The following is an 18040-nucleotide window of genomic DNA, read 5'->3' on the forward strand; positions in this document are numbered from 1 at the left end:
TATATTACCACCCGGGTACGAATTACCTACGTTTACGCTTCCGGTGGTACCGTTACAGCGGATTGATTCTGAAAATTAATCGCTTCCTGATTGGATTCAATATGCAAAGTGCGTGTTGGAAATGCGATTTCAGCACCTTGTGATTCAATGATCTCACTTACTTTCAGCAATACATCCTGTTTGATTTCATGAAAGCGAATCCATTCTGTGGTTTTTGTAAACGTATAGATGAAGAAGTCCAGTGACGAAGGTCCAAACTTATTGAAATTAACAATCATAGTCTGGTTGTTATCGATTTCAGGATGTTCAACCAGCATCTGTTTGACCTTCGCCGTAATCGTATCCATCTGCGATACGTCTGCGTAGCGGATTCCGACCGTTTCATAAATTCTACGGTTGGTCATGCGAGACGGGTTTTCAATGGCGATATTTGAAAAGATGCCGTTAGGGATGTAAAGAGGTCGCTTATCAAAGGTACGCACCGTCGTCATACGCCAACCGATTTTCTCAACCGTACCTTCTATCTCTTTATCAGGAGAACGAATCCAGTCACCAACTGTAAAAGGCTTGTCCATGTAAAGCATCAAGCCACCAAATACATTACCCAGCAGGTCTTTAGCCGCAAAACCGATCGCGATACCACCCATACCACCAAAAGCCAGTAGCCCGCCCATGCTGACACCGAACGCATTCAGGAAGAATAAAGCCGTTAAAGTGAACGCCAGCAGTTTAATGATTTTGGCCATCGCTTCGACCGTGACCTCATCGAGGCGGTCGTCTTCACGCGCGTACGCTTTTAGATGGGCTTCCAAACGATGCACCAACCGGATCACATACCAACCGAAAGATAACGTCAGAATCGTCGATTTAAACGACTGTATGTACGGAACCATATCAACATAAACATTGAAATGCATGATGATCGTGGTCATTGTTAATACCGTACCGTTCACCCAGATAAAGAAAGAAGCCGGTGAGCGTGCGGCATCGACAAAACTGTCGAGCCAGTATTTCTCTTTTTTAAGGAGGTGGTTATGCGCCATCTTGAGAAAAGAACGTTGCAATAAATCAATTATCGCCGTAGCTAACAGGATTCCGGTCACAATCAGTATCCAGACATTACCTCCGAACAAAACGACAAGTTCATTCCAGATTTGCATTGCCCATTCCATCAAATTAACTCCTGTTGACCATATGACTTGTTCAGATTGTCGATAACGGTGACAGCCGCCTGCCACAATGGGTGATATGGCAATTTTGAATAGCTTACTTTTTGGTGTGCATGCAAGCGGATGAGTCTTGCATGGGATAAAGGCCCGGCATGCCAGTCCACCTTAGCCAATACTTCATCAGCCGCTTGTGGATCGTTACACACCAACACCAAATCGCAACCAGCCTGCAACGCTTTAAGGACACGCTCCGATGCAGAACCGTACTCCACTGCCGCTTGCATGCTCATATCATCGCTAATAATCGCACCTTCAAAGTGGCACTGTTTACGTAGTACGGTTTGCAACCAATGGGTTGAGAAGCCGGCAGGCAATTTATCTACTTTGGGGTAAATAACATGTGCCGGCATCACTGCATCCAGACCGTTTTCAATCAAGGTCAGGAAAGGTTGCATGTCCTTTTGCTGGATCTCCGCAAACGGTCTTTCGTCAACGGCTATTTCGGTATGGGTATCCGCTTCAATAAAGCCGTGCCCGGGGAAATGCTTCGCAACCGAAGCCATACCCGCCTTGCGCATGCCTTTCATCAGATGGAAACCAAGCTGACCGACCGTAACTGGATTCATTGAAAAGGAGCGGTCACCAATCACCTTACTGCCGCCGTAGTCTAGATCCACTACCGGCGCGAAACTGAAATCCACCCCTACTGACAGTAATTCAGTCGCCAGTAACCAACCGATCTTTTCCGCCGCTTCATAACTTTGACGTGGATTATGATCGTGAAGCTGACCTAGGACACGCATCGGCGGAATTCGGGTAAAACCGGACCGGAAACGCTGAACCCGTCCACCCTCGTGATCCACAGCAATCAATAACCGAGGATGTCTCAACGCGTGAATCGATTCCGTCAAAGCCTGTAATTGCTCAACCGATTCGAAATTCCGGCTGAACAAGATCACGCCCGCAACCAATGGGTCCATAAGCCGTTCGGCTTCGTGGGGTTGAAGAGTGGTTCCTTCAATGTCGACCATTACGGAGCCCAATGACATCGCTTTACCGGCTGGTATATTCATATATGCCCTTTCAATAAATTTGCGGGTATGATACCGAAAAGTTCGCACTAAGTGAAATCTTCAAATGATTGTCATACTCGCTTTGTATATTGCTAATTGATAAAAAAGAAAGACAGGAATAAGCCATGGCAAAATTGATCGGCATCGCCACACACTCTAGTTCAAAAGGTCCTATCACCACACATGAGCGTATCCACGTCAGCAAAGAAAGCGGACTGGAAAACGACTATCAAGGTGCAAGAAGACGAGAAACCCAAGTTACCCTTCTTTCCAAAAAACGTTGGGATGAAGTTTGCCGTCAACTCGATGCCGACATCAACTGGACGGAGCGACGCGCGAACCTTTTAGTCGATGATATGGACTTTGACGAAAGCATGATCGGCCAACAAATCCAAGTCGGTTCGGTTCTGCTGGAAATCACCTGCGAAACCGATCCTTGTATGCGAATGGAAGCCATAAAGCCGGGACTTAAAGAAGCCCTGACTCCCAACTGGTATGGCGGAGCGCGGTGCAAGGTGCTTCGTGAAGGCGAGATTGAGCTGGACGACAACGTCAGTCTACTCAAGCGTTTCTAAACACGTGTCAACCCTGAAAAAACTTACCTCACCGTTACTTCATTTTCGATTATGACGCGCCTTCACATCCAGGTGATCGCGCCACTGGTCCCCAATCAGGTTAACTGCCAACACGACCAGCATCAAGGCGATACCAGGCGCCAATACCAAATGCGGTGCAACAAGCAAATAACGTGTTCCTTCCTTGATCATACTCCCCCAAGACGCTTCCGGCGGCTGCACCCCTAATCCTAGGAACGACAGTCCCGCTTCGGATATCACCGCACCAGCCACACCGAAAGTCGCTTCCACGCCAAGCGGAGCCAGAAGTAAAGGCAAAAGATGTCTGAACAGAATTAACCAGGTCGGAATCGCCAAGGCACGGGCTGCAAGCACATGTTCTCGGCTCCGAAGACTGAGCGTTTGTGCCCTTGCCAGGCGCGCATAGCCTACCCAGCCGACAACCACCAAGGCGAATACCACATTTTCGATTCCCGGGCCTAATATGGCAGCCAGCGCAATGGCAAGCAGCAAGCCTGGAAATGCCAGGAAAACATCAATAATCTTGGTGATGATCCGATCGGTCCACCCTCCCATGTATCCGCTATAGACACCAACCGTAGTTCCAATAATCGCCGAAAAGAACACAACGCCTATCGCTACGAAAAGAGATGTCTGTGCACCCAGTATGACTCTTTCAAGAACGGGGCGCCCTAGTTCGTCCGAACCGAGTATGGCCTGACTGTTCGGTCCGACCAACAATTGGGAGAGCATCACATTATTGGCACCGTCTCCGATAATGAATCCGACCGCCCCCATCAATAACCAGACCACGAGAATACTGTAACTTAGATAACGTAACATCAGCCGGCCACCCTGATTCTTGGATCCAGCCAACCGTAGACAAGTTCGGTCAAACCGTTGACGGTAATATAGGCGATGCTTATAACCAGAATACAGCCTTGTACTACGGGATAATCACGGCGCTGAATCGATTCAACCAGAAGCTGTCCCAAGCCAGGCCAGTCAAACACCACCTCTGTGATGACTGCACCGCCGAGCAGGGTTCCAAGTTGCAAGCCCAATATCGTCACGACCGGCAATAAAGCGTTCAGTAATGCATGTTGTCCGTAGACCCAACGGTTGCTAAGCCCTTTCGCTTTGGCCGTACGGATATAATCCTCATGCAACACTTCCAACAGTGACGCGCGCAACATTCTCGCGAGAATGGCCGCAAGTGCCGTCCCCAATGTAACCGCCGGCAATATCCATGAAAGCGGTTGATCCGCTCCACTGACGGGCAGCCAACCCAGACCGATAGAAAACAGCAGAATCAACATCGGCCCGAGCCAAAAATTTGGTACCGATACACCAATTAGGGAAACAGTCATGGCAGCATGATCCGGCCACTTCCCGGCTCGCAGTGCTGCCCAGATACCAAGCGGAAAAGCAATTAGAACGGCTATCAACAGAGCCATCAACGCTAACTGCAATGTCATGGGAAAGCGTTCGGCAATCAAAGAATTAACCGGTTGTTGAAAAAACAGGGAACTCCCCAAATTGAATTGACTTAAACCGACTAGGTAATGCCAGTACTGCGCAAGAATCGGCTGATCCAATCCCAGTTGACTTCTGAGAGCTTCTTCGTCTGCAGGACTCGTCCAGTCCCCCAGCATGACTGCAACAGGATCACCGGGTACCAGGTGAATAAGAAAAAACACCAGAGTCCCGACGATCCACGAGACAAAAATAACGGACCCCAAAAGACGAAGAAGATAGTTAATCATGCCGAAATGTCCACCTGTGTACCAGCGTCGATTTTATCGAACAGATCAATAATATCTTGGTTACGCATGCGAATGCAGCCATGAGACTTGGGCGTCCCCATTGGTTCGGTATCAGGGGTGCCGTGCAGATAGATATAACGTTGCATCGTATCCACTTGGCCAAGTCGATTTTTGCCGATTTCACAACCCGAAAGCCAGAGGATACGACTGAGAATCCAGTCGCGTTGCGGGTTTTGTTCACCTAATTCCCGTGAATAGATTTCACCGGTAGGCCTGCGTCCGACCAGAACGCTGTTGATTGGTAAGCCTTCGCCTATTTTGGCGCGGATAATATGTTTACCCAAAGGTGTTTTACCAGACCCTTTCTCGCTGCCGATGCCGTTAAGCGCAGTACTGACTCGATACTGCTTGAGCGGTTTTCCGTCCTGAAACAGTTTCAGTATCTGATCTGCAATGGAAATCGAAATGGAGTAAGACAAATGGCTTCTACTGCTCTAGTGTTTAAATTCAAAGTCCGTGGGCGAAATTCCCAAGGAATGAAAATATTCTACCCTTGATTCCCTTCCGTTTGAAAAGGAATCGTCGGAATTTTGGTAGTTATTATCAACAGGCCTGTTCAAAAGTATTTCATTCAGCTGAACTGGCGATGGAATTGTTTTAACCCGAACCAAAACAGAATCGTGCCTAGCCCGAACATTTCAAGCAATGGTAGCCACATCAATTCCAAACTCGCACCTTTCAAAATAATACTGTAGCCAATATCGATGTAATAAGACAACGGCGACAGAAACATCAAATATTGCTGGAAATCAGGCATGGATTCACGTGGCGTCCAGGCACCGGAAAGCAGCAGCATCGGCATCAACAACATGAACGACACCATCAATGCTTGTCCCAGATTGCGGCTGACGCTGGATATGAACAAACCAAGCCCCGAAACGGCATAGACAAATACCATGGTCACAAAAAAGAATGCCCACAGACTGCCTCGGAACGGCACCTGAAAAACGGTTCCCACAACACCAAATATACACACGGCCACACCAACCAGTATGATGATCTCGGCCGCTAAGATTTTAGGAAACAGGATTTGAAACGTGGACAAAGGAGCCACCGACAACTGTTCGATTGTCCCTCGTTCCTTTTCCCGGACTACAATCGCAGCTGGCAAGAACAACGATAGCAAGGTAATGACAGTCATCATTTCCGAAATCGGCATGAACCAGGTGCTTTTACCTTCCGGATTGAAGCGGATTTTCTGACGCTCCTCGACAATCGGTGCCTGAATCGAATCGGGATCGACGATCTTCATGTTTTTGAGCATCCACTTCTGATTGTACTGGGCGTTCATCAACCCCGAGTAACTACTCGCCAGCGTGCCCAAAATGATGTTACTGGCATCCAGTTGCAACTGTATGGACGTTTGCTGCTGGTTTAACAGCTTCTTCTGGAAATCGGGCGGTATGTCAAAAATACCCAGTACATCGCCCTTATCAAGCATTTCGTTCGCCTGCTCCCGGGATTGCGCCTGACCAAGGACGTTGTAATAAGGTTGTTTGAGCTGACTGATCCACTCACGAGACGCTTCGGTTCGGTCATGATCCATAATCACCACCGGCGCGTTGTTTAAGTCCATCGTCACACCGGAACCGGCAATAAACACTTCTGCAGTAAAGAACCAGGCAACCGCAAACACCAGAACGACGTCGCGGGAGAATTGCAGCAACTCCTTTTTCGTGAGTGCGATGACGCGAGACCACCATAACCAGCTCATGCCTTCACCCTCTTGCGGAAACGCCAGATGGAAATTCCCCATAGCACACAGGCATGAAGCGCCAATATCAAAACATTGGTGCCCAGTTCCGGCCAGCCCTGGCCTTTAAGGAAACTACCCCAAACTATATTGAGCTGATACATGGCTGGTAATAGGTGCGCTTCCATTTTGGCGCCCGCTTCCATGGAATTGACCGGTATCATCAGTCCCGACATCATCATTCCGGGAATCATTGTACCTAACATAGTGATTAATGCCGCAGCGGCCTGCGTTTTCACCAGTATGGAAACCAGCATACCGATACCTGTCGAACAGGCAACATAAAGTAAAGAGGCGACCAGATACAATACCGGATCACCCTTGAACGGCACTCCGAACATGACGAGTGCCATCCAAGACAGAACTAGTAAGTTCACAAATGAAATCACCACGTAAGGCAGAATTTTGCCGATTATGAACTCACTACGACTGACGGTAGAGGCGTAGATATTGAAGATCGAACCACTTTCCTTTTCTCGCACGACGCCCAAGGCAGTCAAAACCGCTGGCGCCATCAACATTACAAGCATGATCATTCCCGAACCAGTCGACCATAGACTGCTTAATTTCTCATTGAACAGATAGCGCGTCTCAAGCGTCACCGGTGCCAGCAAAGCCTCAATATCATTGTCGTTCATCCCCCGTTTCTTTTTAAGCCATTGGCGCATCAACTGTTGATTGAAATCCGCATTGATCGAGGAGACATAACCCCTCACAACTTTTGATTGATAGGTAAATAAACCGTCGATAACAGGCTGCACCTGTACCCGTTTTCCGGCCAACAGTTTTTCCTGGAATCCGGGAGGTATCACCAGAATGAAACGAATCTTGTTTTGAATCATCAATGGTTCCGCCTGGCTCTCATGCGCCTTCATACCTTTGTAATCGAAATAGCGAGAATCGATATAACGGTGAAGGTAATCTCGGCTTTGCTCACTGTTGTCATAATCCACTGCTACAAAAGGGATCTTCTCGACATCCATAGACATACCGAATCCCAAAACAATCATCATCAGAACCGGAATGAGGAAAGCCATCGACAGATATAACTTGTCTCGCCAGATTTCCAGCACTTCCTTAATAGCGACTGTTTTGATACGTGACCACTTCATGAGGCCACCCTTGATGGGCTTGCGTCTGGCAATTCCTCTGCATGGGTTTCTATGAAATGGATGAACACGTCTTCAAGCGAGGGCAGCATCTTCCTGGTATCGTGTATTTCGATTTCATGGGAAGACAATACTTTCTTAATCTGATTCAAAATCCGGTCAGGGACTAAGGAAAACAAGTGGATGCGCCGCCCGAACAGAGAGACTTGTTCGAAACCGTTTTTTCTTAGCACATCTAAAGCTTGATAGGGGTAATCGACCTTGATACTGAGCACCATTCCAAGCTCATCAGCAATATGTTCTCTCAATGAAATCGGAGAGCCATTGGCAACCACTTTACCCGCTTGCATCAATGCCAATTGGTCGCAGTGTTCCGCTTCGCTCATGTAGTGAGTGGTAATCAGAATCGCAACCCCTTTCAGTTTGGCAAGCGCTACCAGAATTTCCCAGAATTGCAGCCGGCCTAAAGGGTCTACTCCGGAGGTCGGTTCGTCCAGGAACAGTACCTTGGGTTCGTGCAGTAACGCGCAACCCAAGGCTAAACGCTGGCGTAACCCCATCGGCAAGCTTCCCGCCAAAGTGTCGATCTCATCCTGCAGGCTTCCCATCTGCAACGCCCAGTGGATTCGTTGTTTGAGCCTGGATTTAGGAACACCGTAAATCTGCCCATATAGCTTCAGATTCTCGTGCACCGTAAGGTCTTCATAAAGCGAAAATGACTGCGACATGTAACCGATCTTCTGTTTGATTTCGCGTCCTGACCGTTCCAGTGACGATTGTGAAATTTGGCCGAATCCGTGAGTGGGTTTCAACAGGCCTGTCAGCATTTTGATCGCCGTGCTCTTGCCGGCACCGTTTGCGCCCAACAAACCGAACACCTCCCCAGCCCTTACGTTAAAACTGACTTCGTCCACAGCAACGAAATCGCCGAAATGACGACTCAGCTCATTGGCTTCAATCATAACGGCGTTACGGTCGAATTCAGGGGATTCATCGAAATGATTGACGGCATTATCTTGCTGACCGAAATCGAACTCTCCGTCGCCCGCTTTCTGTTTCTCCCAACGGTGTAACATGCCGATAAAAGCATCTTCAAGTTCAATAGGACGAATCTCAACCGTCTTCGATACTCCGTGCTGTTGCAACAACCCAAGCAACTCGCCTTCAAACCACTCTTGCGTCACATCATAGGCCACGATACGCATGGTTTTACCAATCAACTCGGCCTGAGAGAACTTTGATTGTAGTTCTCCTATGATATTCAGTCCCTCCTCGCAGTCGCATTCCGCCACCCATCCTTCGACACTGTCCAGTATTGAATCCGGTTCGCCTTGCGCCAAAACACTGCCCTCATAAAAGAATGAGAGGTTCTGGAAACGTTCCGCCTCATCCATATACGAAGTCGACACAAGTGCGGTCATATGCTCGTGCCGAACCAGATACGAGAGGATTTCCCAAAAATCACGGCGCGAAACCGGATCGACCCCGGTTGTAGGCTCGTCCAGAATGACCAGCTCCGGTTTGTGTATCAAAGTACATACCAAGCCCAGTTTCTGTTTCATACCGCCGGAGAGATTTTTCATAGGCCGGTCACGAAAAGCGGTTAATTGCGTCATATCCATCAACTGTAGTTTGCGCGCTTCCCGCTCTGCAACCGGTACATCACGCAGATCGGCAAAGAAATTGATATTCTCTTCAATGGAAAGTTCGGGATAGAGGTTCAGGCCGAGCCCTTGGGGCATAAAGCCGATACGGGACTTGACAGCTTCGGCAGACATTTCGGAATCCAGAATGTGGTCGAACACTTTAACTTCACCGGATTCATAACTTAAGACCCCAGCCAGTATCTGCATGACACTGCTTTTCCCGGCACCGTCCGGACCGATCAAACCGTAAATCTCGCCGGATTTGACCGTCAGGTCGATCGATTTGACGGCAGGTTGTTTCTTGTAGCACTTGCTGAGCTGTTTGACTTCAATCACCGGCGACATATCAAATTCTGCTATTGGATATGGATGTAGGCATCGGCGGGTAAACCGGGCGTAACCCGGTGCTGAGGGTTATCCGAAAGATAGAGTTTGATAACGTAAACCAACTTGACCCGCTCTTCCTGTGTCTGCACTTCTTTTGGCGTAAATTCGGCCTGCGAGGAGATGTAGCGGATTTCGGAATCGAAAGGTCGATCGGGTAAGGAATCAAGGTAAAGATCAGCTTTCAAACCAAGGTGGATTTTACCGATCTGATTTTCGGCGATGTAACCCTTAAGGAAAACCTGGTCTAAATTAACAATATCGAACAGGCCTGTTCCGCTATTGATGACTTCACCGGTATTGATTAGTTTGGTCGTCACGACCCCGTCAATCGGCGATCGGATCTTCATGTCTTCCAATACGCTCATCGCCTCCATAAGTGTGGCATGAGCTTGAAGTGTCTGAGCCTTGATGGCATCCGTTTCTTCGCGTTTGGCCTCCAACTGTTCCCATCCGAGTTGAGCCAGTGCCAAAGCTTTACGAGCCTGTTCGACGGCTGTTTGTGCGGTTATAGCCTGTGCATGAAGAGTCTTGAGGCTGAGTGCAGCGCTTTCTACGTCGTGCTGAGAAACCGCGTTCTTTTTGATCAATGCCTGCATTCGTTTCAGGTCGGTTTTCGCCTGATCCTCGCTGGAAACTGCTGCTTTCAAAGCCGCTTGTGCATGTGTCAGGTTCGCATCGGAAGTCGCAATCTGCAAGGGTGTCTGTTTTTCATAAACCACCAGACCGGTCTGGGCCGCTTTGTAATTGGCCATAGCCGCACCGTAAGCCGCAGCCGCCTGGGTCACTCGAGCCCGAACCTGGGTATCATCCAATACCGCCAAAACCTGGCCCTTTTTAACCTGATCCCCTTCCGCGACCCGAACTTCCATTATTTTACCGGCCATTTTGGTTGAAGCTAGATGGTGCTCGCCTTCAATACGGCCGCTCACTTTAATCAGATTATCAGGAACCGTGGCCGGACGAGAGCTGACGAAGCCGTAAATGGCAGCGGCTAATAGAAAGGCGACAAATAGAAAACTTAGTCGGGTTTTGGTTTTGGTTTGCATTGGCAACTCCGTTGGAGGAATATAGGCTGAACACAGGTGAAAGACTGATTTCCCATTCAGTTGTCATGTTATCGAAGTATACCAATTTACAGCCGTTAAAAACGGCTTTTATAAAATCATTCACTTATATTTTAAGTAGTTTTATGCATTATCACGACTATCGCTCAATTCTCTATCTCGTGCCAGTCTAGAGTGAACGAAAATGAAGCATATCTTTCACAAACGATTTGCTTCGACCATCCGCTGATACCTGCCTTGCGCAATAAATGTTGGACGAAGAGCTGTTTATCGGGCAACTGTTCCCATACCGACGGAAGAAACGTCGCTCTACGGAAACCTTCACTGATAATTAAACCGTCTTCACCTGGTTGTAACTGATCAAGAAGGTCATTCAGAGTGACAACATTTTTCATAGGTACGGGTGCTGTCAAATAAGAAATGCCAACATTCAGCTGTGCCACTTCATGTTTTGTAAGCGGCATGAAACGTGGGTCCCTGAATGCGGCATTATATGCATTGTGGGAGACATCCTCATGTAAGGGACGCACTGCTTCTAATGTACCGATACAACCTCGCAGTTGATCGTCCTTGTTAAGCGTTACGAAACTGGCTCCAGGATTTTTCAGACGCTCCAATTCAACCGGCAATGCCGATGAATCCGTATCAGCCTGAGACCCTTCAAGACCGTTTTCTATCGACTGCTTGGCTATCGATAATAGATACTTTTGTTCTTCGCTTGTAAGTGACATTATGATTTCCCTCTGTAAATGGCCCAAGTTCCATAACCAACAACTCGACTCTTATCACCTGCGGTATCACCTGAATTGACCAAACCAACCTCTTGAATCTGCATAGAAAATTCATCATGCAATGCCAGCAACCCCTGAATTCCTTTATAGCCGCAGGCACGTTCGCCATTCAATGGCAGCCAATTAGCCTGATTGACCATCTCGGCCGTTTGGGAATCAATCGTCCTTGCTTCATCATAAGGATGAAAGTGACTTAAATCACTACTGATGACGAAGTAGACATCCTTACGCTGCCATAGGTTTTCCAATACCTGTTTAACTTGATCCACGCTTACACTGCCGTTCAACAAAGGCAGAACCTTCACGTCCGGTAACAGATATTTTAAAAATGGAAAATGTACCTCAAGACTATGTTCTTGCTTCTGTGCGAAGTTTGAAACCTCTATCTGAGGAAAGGTTTCCAATAATTCATCACGCAGTTGCGTATCTATTTCCAGAGGGCCTAATGGCGAATCCACCGCATCGAAATCCAAAGTGGTGATTCCGTGGAATCCAACACGATGCGCAGGCCCCATCACCACAACTGTCTTGATTTGGTCTTCTGCCCCCATCCATAATTTATAACCTCTAGCTGCCGCCTCGCCGGAATAAACATAACCAGCATGCGGCACGATCAAGGCTCGAGGAATTTCACTATTAGAAGATTGCATGTCTTCATCAGGCATCCACTCCTTGAACATCGTCAGAAGAAGTTCCGGCTGTTGCGGATAAAATAGGCCTGCTACGGCTGTCTGACGGATATCATTCGATAAAATCATGTTGTCAAACCTTGAAATATTAATTACTTACAGCCATATATAGTCATAACAATTTAAGTTTTCAAGGTAACAAAAAATGAAAAACGTCGATATTGAACATCCATCCGTCGTACCGGTCGAACACTGGCACAAGCTGGATAACGGTTTGATTCAGTGCGACCTCTGCCCTAGGGAGTGCAAACTGCATGAAGGACAACGAGGCTTCTGCTTTGTACGAGGACGCAAAGAAGACAAAATGTGGCTGACCTCCTACGGCCGTTCAAGTGGTTTTTGCATAGACCCGATTGAGAAAAAACCTCTAAACCACTTCCTGCCGGGGTCCGCCGTACTCTCGTTTGGTACCGCAGGATGTAACTTGGCGTGTAAATTCTGTCAGAACTGGGACATGTCAAAAGCGCGCGATATGGATCGCTTGCTCGATCAGGCCGATCCGGAAGCTTTGGCGCTTGCAGCCAAAAAACACAACTGTGCGTCAGTCGCGTACACCTACAACGATCCGGTTATTTTTTACGAATATGCGATCGATACTGCCAAGGCCTGTCGTGAACACGGGATCAAAAACGTTGCCGTCACTGCAGGCTATATCAGTGAAGAGCCGCGTAAAGAATTCTTCAAATGGATGGATGCCGCCAACATTGATCTTAAAGGATTTAACGATACCTTCTACGAGAAACTGACGGGAGCCAAACTTCAACCGGTACTGGATACAATCGAATACGTGGCCAATGAAACCGATTGCTGGCTGGAACTGACGACGCTGCTTATTCCCGGAGAAAACGACAAGCCGGAAGAGATACAGGCTATGAGCGAATGGATTATCCAGCACTGCGGTGATTCGGTACCATTGCATTTCACCGCCTACCATCCGGACTACCGGATGATGGACAATCCACCGACTCCAGCCTCCACTCTTGAGATGGCACGGGATATAGCCATGAAGGCTGGCTTGAAGTATGTCTATACGGGAAACGTCATCCACCCTGAAGGACAGGCAACCTACTGCCCTGATTGCCATCAGAAGGTAATCGGGCGACAGTATTATGAAATCAATGAATGGCACCTTGAAAACGGCAAATGCGCCTATTGTCAAACACCTCTTGCAGGCGTTTTTGAAGATAAACCCGGAACTTGGGGCAATAAACGTCTACCTGTTCGCCTGAATAACGGCTAAACACTTCTTCACTTTGACGCCCGTTTATTCATACGGGCGTCCCTCTCTATATTTGACGGCACAATAATTACAATGCAAAATGTGTTAGATTTTACATTAATCGACCACTCTTTCCGGGTATAAGATACCTTTTATATCCAACCTGTAACACATTGTTTTAAAACAACTAATACAAATCAATATTGCAAAGAAAAACGATAATCAGAGGTGCTTCTTTTATTATCATCAACCCATCTTATCCATTCATAACCAATGCTTATATTAGCGTATAAATATATTCAGTTTAAAACCGAAAGATTTCACCTGAACGGGTGAATGAATTGCAGAAACAGGGTTCTTACAATAGAAACCAAGTCAATTCAAAACCAATCACGAAGCGACTTGAACATTATTTGTTGCGCCAAACTTGTTGCGAAGCAAGGACGGAAAGCCAAGGGTCTTATTCCTATAAGATAGCCGGTTGCCAAATAACTTACGGACTCATCGTCCGACCTTATTTGTGTCTCTTCCCTCATTTTTGTGCCTTCAATTTTAAAACGTCAATTTTGCTTTATCACAGCCTGCTCTGCTTCTCTTATGGTTCGGGCTGCTATTTCGACATTAAAAAGGAAGGTTTATTATGAAACACATCATCTTGAAAACGACTGTATTATCTTTAGCGCTTTTAGCAGGAAATTCAGCGGCGTATGCGGCTGGCGGCAAGTGGAATCAAAGCAGTCAGACCACAACCACAGAAACCGTGTCACAACTCACTACTTTTGAAACCACCAGCTTGCAATACATGCGTGAAGAGGAAAAATTAGCGCGCGATGTCTATTTATCATTATATAACCGTTGGGGTGTGCCGATTTTCAACAACATTGCCAGCTCTGAACAGACTCATACAGATACCATTGCAGGCCTGCTGGAAAAATACAACATCGAAGACCCGGTGACCTCGGACGAAATCGGTGCTTTCACCAACCCGGCCTTCACGGAATTATTTAATCTTCTGGTTGAAACCGGTTCTCAAAGCTACGAAGCCGCCTTGATGGTCGGTGCTGAAATTGAAGAATTGGACATCGCCGACATCAGCGAACAGTTGAATGTCATCAAGAAGCGCGATATCACCCAGGTTTACGGTAACTTGCTGGAAGGTTCCGCGAACCATTTGAGAAGCTTTTATGACCTGATTGTACAAGGCGGATTCGAATACACACCTTCCCATATCAGTCAGGAAGAATTTGACGACATCATCGCCGGCGAATAATCAAACGTTCATTTACGGGGTTGGCACCCACCAACTCCTCCTATCGCTTTCTTCAAAAAGCTGACCTAAGTCAGCTTAACATCTTCCGTACTTTCAGCAGACCGTCTAGTCGTCCATCGGAATAAAGTTCATAACCGGCCACATTTGCACGTGACACCGCATACTGGTCTTCATACCATAACGGCAATGCTGCCAAATCGTCCTGTAAATGCCTTTGCAGTTGCTGATAGGTTTGCGCCTGTGCTTCCAAACTCTGTTGAGTTGCTGCTTTACGAATCAAACGATCCGCTTCAGGATCCCGATAACGTCCTCGGTTGGCGCCCTTTGGCGGCACCGCTTCGCTATCGAAAACATACTGAAAGATATCGGGACTTTTAACACCGACCCAGGCCAAACTGTAAAGCTGAAAACGACCTTGTTTAATATCACTGTAAAACGTCCCCCAGTCGTAACTCTGAATTTTCAGTTGAATCCCGATTTTTTTGAGTTGAGACTGATAAATAGTCGCTAGGCGAATTCTTGTTGGGTCGTTGGAGGTTTTATAACTCAATTCGATCATCCCATTTGAATTGAGCAGGCCTGTTGAGATTTTCACCTGTTTCAGTAACGCTTTCGCTCTTTCAGGATCATAGTCGAAACCGTGAATATCCTTCACACCACACCAGTGTTCGGGAACCAGCAAACCGCCTGCAAGACGAGCATGGCCATTAAATAAAGCATCAATCACTGCTTGGCGATCAATCCCCATCGCAATCGCCTGCCGTAAGGCTTTCTGTGCCAGCAATTCGTCTTCGAAATTGAAACCGACGTAACCGAAATTGGTACCGTTGTGCCAATCAACCTGCAATTCAGGCTGTTTCTGGCAATACCCGACCAATTCAGGCGACAGGTCGTTCTGCACAATATCCAACTCGCCCTTTATCAATTTCAAAACTCTAACGGTCGCGTCTTTGACCGGAACAAATTCCAACAAAACGTTATCACTACGCTGCAACACAAGTTTCTGTTCGTTCATGGATATGAAACGGCAAGGACCGGAACCGACCGGCTCTTCATGAAAAGCATGCCCTTTTTCTATCAAGGATTTGGGCAAAACACCAATTACCAAACGTCCTACAAACAAAGGATCGGGTTCGTTAAGAATGAAATCGACCTGGTTTGAATTATGCGCTGTGACTTCTTTGATAACTTTCAAAGAGCCTCTGTGAGCGGAACCGAAATTCGGGTCTAGAACACTGCGATAAGTTGCGACAACATCCTCTGCATTCAACTGTTCGCCATTATGAAAACGGCTTGGAGTCAACGTGAAGCGGTAATGAGTCGGACTGAGTTGCTGCCAATCCGCCAGATCGGCCCTGGGTTGAAAATGGGCGTCGAAATCAATCAGTTGACGATAGATCAAACGATTAATACGGCTGGACAACGCATCAGTCGCCTTGCGTGGATCAAGCATTCTCACACGAGTATTGACGCCCATCCGTATAAGTCGGGTCGATTCTGAATTATTGCAACCGCTTAATAAGGGAAGGATACTGGTTGCAGATGCCGCCAGCCCTAACTTAAACAAATTTCTTCTAATAAAACGTGTCTTCATCTAACCCTTATTTACAAATCCGGTTACTTGTTTTGAAACGGCTTAATTGGTTTCTGTCAGCAGAGCGTCATAAACCGCTAGGTCGTCCGCCTGAAGGTCACCGACAGTTGCTTCAAGGTTAAGACGATTTAGTACCTGAGTATGTAAAGCTTCAACGAGGTTACGTCTGGCACTGTAATAATTCGATCGTGCCGTCAACACTTCCAGAAGACTCTTCAATCCGACCTTATAACCCTCTTCTGCCGCTTCCAAGAACGCTTTATTGGATTTAACCGCTTCACGTAGCGCCGCAACCAGACTCGTGCCTCTTTCAACACTTCTCACCTGAATTCTTGCATTCAGACGAGCTTGCTCACGACTATCTCTCAAACCTTCGAACGAAGACTGGTACAGGTATCTGGCCTGGGTGACCTGAGAAGAGGTCGCGCCACCTGAATAAAGCGGTAACGTGACACTGACCCCAATACTGGTACTGGTCCGGTCGGTATAACTGTTATTGAAATTAGTATTAAAATTAGAGTATTCGTTGTTTGACATGCTGGCCTGCAATCCGGCGCTGAACCAGTGGCCCGATTTCTGCACCTCGATCTCCTCGGCAGCACCCTCGGCCTGTGCCTCAAACTGCTTGACCGTCAGGTTATCGCGTTGGGCTTTATTTTCCCAGGTAGCGATATCAAGCGATTCACTCGGCAAAGAAACCTGTAGCGCCAACACCTTCAAGTGCTCAACCGGTTTCCCCGTCAGCTTCATCAATTCCTCATAAGCCACATCCAACGCGTTTTCAGCACTGATCCGGTTGGATTTTGACAAGTCATAACTGGATTTTGCCTGGAGTACGTCGGTACGACTTGCCAAACCGACTTCCGCCGATGCTTTAGCACGTTCCCATTGGGTTTTATCCGCCTCTTCCTGAGCTTTGGAAAGTTTAACGTCTTCCTGAGCAAGCAACACCTTGAAATAAGCATCCGATACACGAACGATCAGATCTTGCTCGGAAGCCTTGATGACGAATTCGGCTTGCTCCAGTGTATATTTTGACTGTGCATAACGCGCCCATGAAGCATGGTTGTACAGAGATTGATTCAACGTCAAAGACAAGCTACGTACATCAACATCACCAGCGCCGGCCGGCAAGTCGGTTTCGTTTCTGGAATAAGAACCATCCGCTTGAATCTGCGGCAATAAAGCGGCACGTGCAGTGGTCACGACCTGTTTATTCGCCTGATAGGTTGCACGCTGTTGGGCAAGCGTCGCATCATGTAAGACGGCCATCTGATAAACGTCGAGCAAACCGGCACTTTGCGCAGCCTGAACCGGAACGGCCATTGCGCATAACAGAGTGGCCGGAACGAATTTACGCCAAGGAAAACTACAGTTTTTCATCTTCACTCCAATCCTTAAACGGATACTTACTTAAGCTGATGTTATAGAAACGAACTTCGTCTGTCACCTCTTGTCCGGCCCAATCAGGCATTTCCACCACATCGTCTTCGGACTCCATCTCAACTTCGGCTACCACCAAACCGGCGTTATCGCCTAGAAACTCGTCAATCTCCCAGGTGTGATTACCGTATTTGACGAGATAACGGACCTTTTCGATTACAGGCCCGACCGTCAAGGTCGCCAGCATTTTTTTAGCGTCTTCAACCGGAATCGAAAATTCGTACTCATCACGACTCAAGCCGATTTCCAAACTTTTGATGTTCATATTGGCCTCGTTACCTTCCAGACGTACCCGTACCGAACTTTTGGCGGTTTTGTCCGAAATATCATTCAGGTAACCCTGTGCGAAATGGGTTTCCTGAAAGGCTAGCTTTTTCCAATCTGAATTCTTCAATAAAAACTTACGTTCAATTTCTCTTGCCATGGGGTTCC

The 18040-nt window shown here is 47.4% G+C and carries 17 protein-coding genes and 1 riboswitch; of the genes, 3 read left to right on the forward strand and 14 right to left on the reverse strand.

All coding sequences use genetic code 11. The features are described from left to right. Nucleotides 1-32: 32 nt before the first annotated feature. Both QCB45_RS01625 and nagZ read right to left on the reverse strand, forming a co-directional pair. Entirely contained in the window at nucleotides 33-1160 is a 1128-nt protein-coding gene (locus QCB45_RS01625) for a mechanosensitive ion channel family protein (protein ID WP_279418793.1), read from the reverse strand. A gap of 11 nt (nucleotides 1161-1171) precedes the next feature. Continuing rightward, nucleotides 1172-2242: a beta-N-acetylhexosaminidase gene (nagZ, locus tag QCB45_RS01630; RefSeq protein ID WP_279418794.1), complete on the reverse strand. Its 1071-nt coding sequence runs from the start codon at nucleotides 2240-2242 to the stop codon at nucleotides 1172-1174. 125 nt (nucleotides 2243-2367) lie between these two features. Here nagZ and QCB45_RS01635 point away from each other — a divergent pair, with 125 nt between their 5' ends. Then, nucleotides 2368-2817: an MOSC domain-containing protein gene (locus QCB45_RS01635; RefSeq protein WP_279418795.1), complete on the forward strand. Its 450-nt coding sequence runs from the start codon at nucleotides 2368-2370 to the stop codon at nucleotides 2815-2817. Nucleotides 2818-2856: 39 nt separating this feature from the next. Here the strand turns inward: QCB45_RS01635 and QCB45_RS01640 are convergent, their stop codons facing one another. The 9 genes from QCB45_RS01640 to amrB all read right to left on the reverse strand — a co-directional run bounded on the left by QCB45_RS01640 (nucleotide 2857) and on the right by amrB (nucleotide 12151). Next, complete coding sequence (locus tag QCB45_RS01640; protein ID WP_279418796.1) at nucleotides 2857-3660, reverse strand: ABC transporter permease; 804 nt, start codon at nucleotides 3658-3660, stop codon at nucleotides 2857-2859. Then, entirely contained in the window at nucleotides 3660-4583 is a 924-nt protein-coding gene (gene nikB, locus QCB45_RS01645; protein ID WP_279418797.1) for a nickel ABC transporter permease, read from the reverse strand. The genes QCB45_RS01640 and nikB overlap by 1 nt, the downstream gene beginning before the upstream one ends. Continuing rightward, nucleotides 4580-5062: a L,D-transpeptidase gene (locus tag QCB45_RS01650; protein ID WP_279418798.1), complete on the reverse strand. Its 483-nt coding sequence runs from the start codon at nucleotides 5060-5062 to the stop codon at nucleotides 4580-4582. Before QCB45_RS01650 ends, nikB begins: the two co-directional genes overlap by 4 nt. Before the next feature lie 152 nt (nucleotides 5063-5214). Further along, nucleotides 5215-6357 (reverse strand): ABC transporter permease, encoded by a 1143-nt coding sequence (locus QCB45_RS01655; protein ID WP_279418799.1) that lies wholly within the window; start codon nucleotides 6355-6357, stop codon nucleotides 5215-5217. Next, a complete protein-coding gene (locus QCB45_RS01660) occupies nucleotides 6354-7508 on the reverse strand; it encodes an ABC transporter permease (RefSeq protein WP_279418800.1) in 1155 nt (384 codons plus the stop codon). The genes QCB45_RS01655 and QCB45_RS01660 overlap by 4 nt, the downstream gene beginning before the upstream one ends. Next, the gene (locus QCB45_RS01665; RefSeq protein ID WP_279418801.1) at nucleotides 7505-9496 is read right to left on the reverse strand and encodes an ATP-binding cassette domain-containing protein; all 1992 of its coding nucleotides are present in this window, start codon (nucleotides 9494-9496) and stop codon (nucleotides 7505-7507) included. The genes QCB45_RS01660 and QCB45_RS01665 overlap by 4 nt, the downstream gene beginning before the upstream one ends. A gap of 11 nt (nucleotides 9497-9507) precedes the next feature. Next, nucleotides 9508-10584, reverse strand: coding sequence for an efflux RND transporter periplasmic adaptor subunit (locus QCB45_RS01670; protein ID WP_279418802.1), 1077 nt, complete (start codon nucleotides 10582-10584; stop codon nucleotides 9508-9510). A 164-nt stretch (nucleotides 10585-10748) separates the two neighbouring features. Beyond that, entirely contained in the window at nucleotides 10749-11333 is a 585-nt protein-coding gene (gene amrA, locus QCB45_RS01675; RefSeq protein WP_279418803.1) for an AmmeMemoRadiSam system protein A, read from the reverse strand. Next, nucleotides 11333-12151, reverse strand: a complete 819-nt coding sequence (amrB, locus tag QCB45_RS01680; RefSeq protein WP_279418804.1) for an AmmeMemoRadiSam system protein B — start codon at nucleotides 12149-12151, stop codon at nucleotides 11333-11335. The genes amrA and amrB overlap by 1 nt, the downstream gene beginning before the upstream one ends. 76 nt (nucleotides 12152-12227) lie before the next feature. On the opposite strand from amrB, the gene amrS reads away from it, so the two are divergent. Next, nucleotides 12228-13322 (forward strand): AmmeMemoRadiSam system radical SAM enzyme, encoded by a 1095-nt coding sequence (gene amrS, locus QCB45_RS01685; protein WP_279418805.1) that lies wholly within the window; start codon nucleotides 12228-12230, stop codon nucleotides 13320-13322. Nucleotides 13323-13711: 389 nt separating this feature from the next. Then, a riboswitch (cyclic di-GMP riboswitch) is annotated at nucleotides 13712-13790 on the forward strand. 151 nt (nucleotides 13791-13941) lie between these two features. Further along, entirely contained in the window at nucleotides 13942-14571 is a 630-nt protein-coding gene (locus QCB45_RS01690) for a DUF2202 domain-containing protein (protein WP_279418806.1), read from the forward strand. Between the two features lie 70 nt (nucleotides 14572-14641). On the opposite strand, the gene QCB45_RS01695 is transcribed toward QCB45_RS01690, so the two are convergent. Genes QCB45_RS01695 through QCB45_RS01705 form a run of 3 tightly spaced genes read right to left on the reverse strand, consistent with a single transcriptional unit; the run spans nucleotide 14642 to nucleotide 18032 of the window. Beyond that, nucleotides 14642-16165 (reverse strand): ABC transporter substrate-binding protein, encoded by a 1524-nt coding sequence (locus QCB45_RS01695; protein WP_279418807.1) that lies wholly within the window; start codon nucleotides 16163-16165, stop codon nucleotides 14642-14644. 42 nt (nucleotides 16166-16207) lie between these two features. Then, nucleotides 16208-17548, reverse strand: coding sequence for a TolC family outer membrane protein (locus QCB45_RS01700; protein ID WP_279418808.1), 1341 nt, complete (start codon nucleotides 17546-17548; stop codon nucleotides 16208-16210). Further along, entirely contained in the window at nucleotides 17535-18032 is a 498-nt protein-coding gene (locus QCB45_RS01705; protein ID WP_279418809.1) for a CYTH domain-containing protein, read from the reverse strand. The genes QCB45_RS01700 and QCB45_RS01705 overlap by 14 nt, the downstream gene beginning before the upstream one ends. Between the last annotated feature and the right edge of the window lie 8 nt (nucleotides 18033-18040).

The organism is Thiomicrorhabdus sp. ZW0627, from assembly GCF_029767005.1.
GTDB lineage: Bacteria > Pseudomonadota > Gammaproteobacteria > Thiomicrospirales > Thiomicrospiraceae > Thiomicrorhabdus.

Coding starts and splice junctions, on each gene's coding strand:
- QCB45_RS01625 (WP_279418793.1), bottom strand. CDS start 1,160: ATGCAAATCTGGAATGAACTTGTCGTTTTGTTCGGAGGTAATGTCTGG.
- nagZ (WP_279418794.1), bottom strand. CDS start 2,242: ATGAATATACCAGCCGGTAAAGCGATGTCATTGGGCTCCGTAATGGTC.
- QCB45_RS01635 (WP_279418795.1), top strand. CDS start 2,368: ATGGCAAAATTGATCGGCATCGCCACACACTCTAGTTCAAAAGGTCCT.
- QCB45_RS01640 (WP_279418796.1), bottom strand. CDS start 3,660: ATGTTACGTTATCTAAGTTACAGTATTCTCGTGGTCTGGTTATTGATG.
- nikB (WP_279418797.1), bottom strand. CDS start 4,583: ATGATTAACTATCTTCTTCGTCTTTTGGGGTCCGTTATTTTTGTCTCG.
- QCB45_RS01655 (WP_279418799.1), bottom strand. CDS start 6,357: ATGAGCTGGTTATGGTGGTCTCGCGTCATCGCACTCACGAAAAAGGAG.
- QCB45_RS01660 (WP_279418800.1), bottom strand. CDS start 7,508: ATGAAGTGGTCACGTATCAAAACAGTCGCTATTAAGGAAGTGCTGGAA.
- QCB45_RS01665 (WP_279418801.1), bottom strand. CDS start 9,496: ATGTCGCCGGTGATTGAAGTCAAACAGCTCAGCAAGTGCTACAAGAAA.
- QCB45_RS01670 (WP_279418802.1), bottom strand. CDS start 10,584: ATGCAAACCAAAACCAAAACCCGACTAAGTTTTCTATTTGTCGCCTTT.
- amrA (WP_279418803.1), bottom strand. CDS start 11,333: ATGTCACTTACAAGCGAAGAACAAAAGTATCTATTATCGATAGCCAAG.
- amrB (WP_279418804.1), bottom strand. CDS start 12,151: ATGATTTTATCGAATGATATCCGTCAGACAGCCGTAGCAGGCCTATTT.
- amrS (WP_279418805.1), top strand. CDS start 12,228: ATGAAAAACGTCGATATTGAACATCCATCCGTCGTACCGGTCGAACAC.
- QCB45_RS01690 (WP_279418806.1), top strand. CDS start 13,942: ATGAAACACATCATCTTGAAAACGACTGTATTATCTTTAGCGCTTTTA.
- QCB45_RS01695 (WP_279418807.1), bottom strand. CDS start 16,165: ATGAAGACACGTTTTATTAGAAGAAATTTGTTTAAGTTAGGGCTGGCG.
- QCB45_RS01700 (WP_279418808.1), bottom strand. CDS start 17,548: ATGAAAAACTGTAGTTTTCCTTGGCGTAAATTCGTTCCGGCCACTCTG.
- QCB45_RS01705 (WP_279418809.1), bottom strand. CDS start 18,032: ATGGCAAGAGAAATTGAACGTAAGTTTTTATTGAAGAATTCAGATTGG.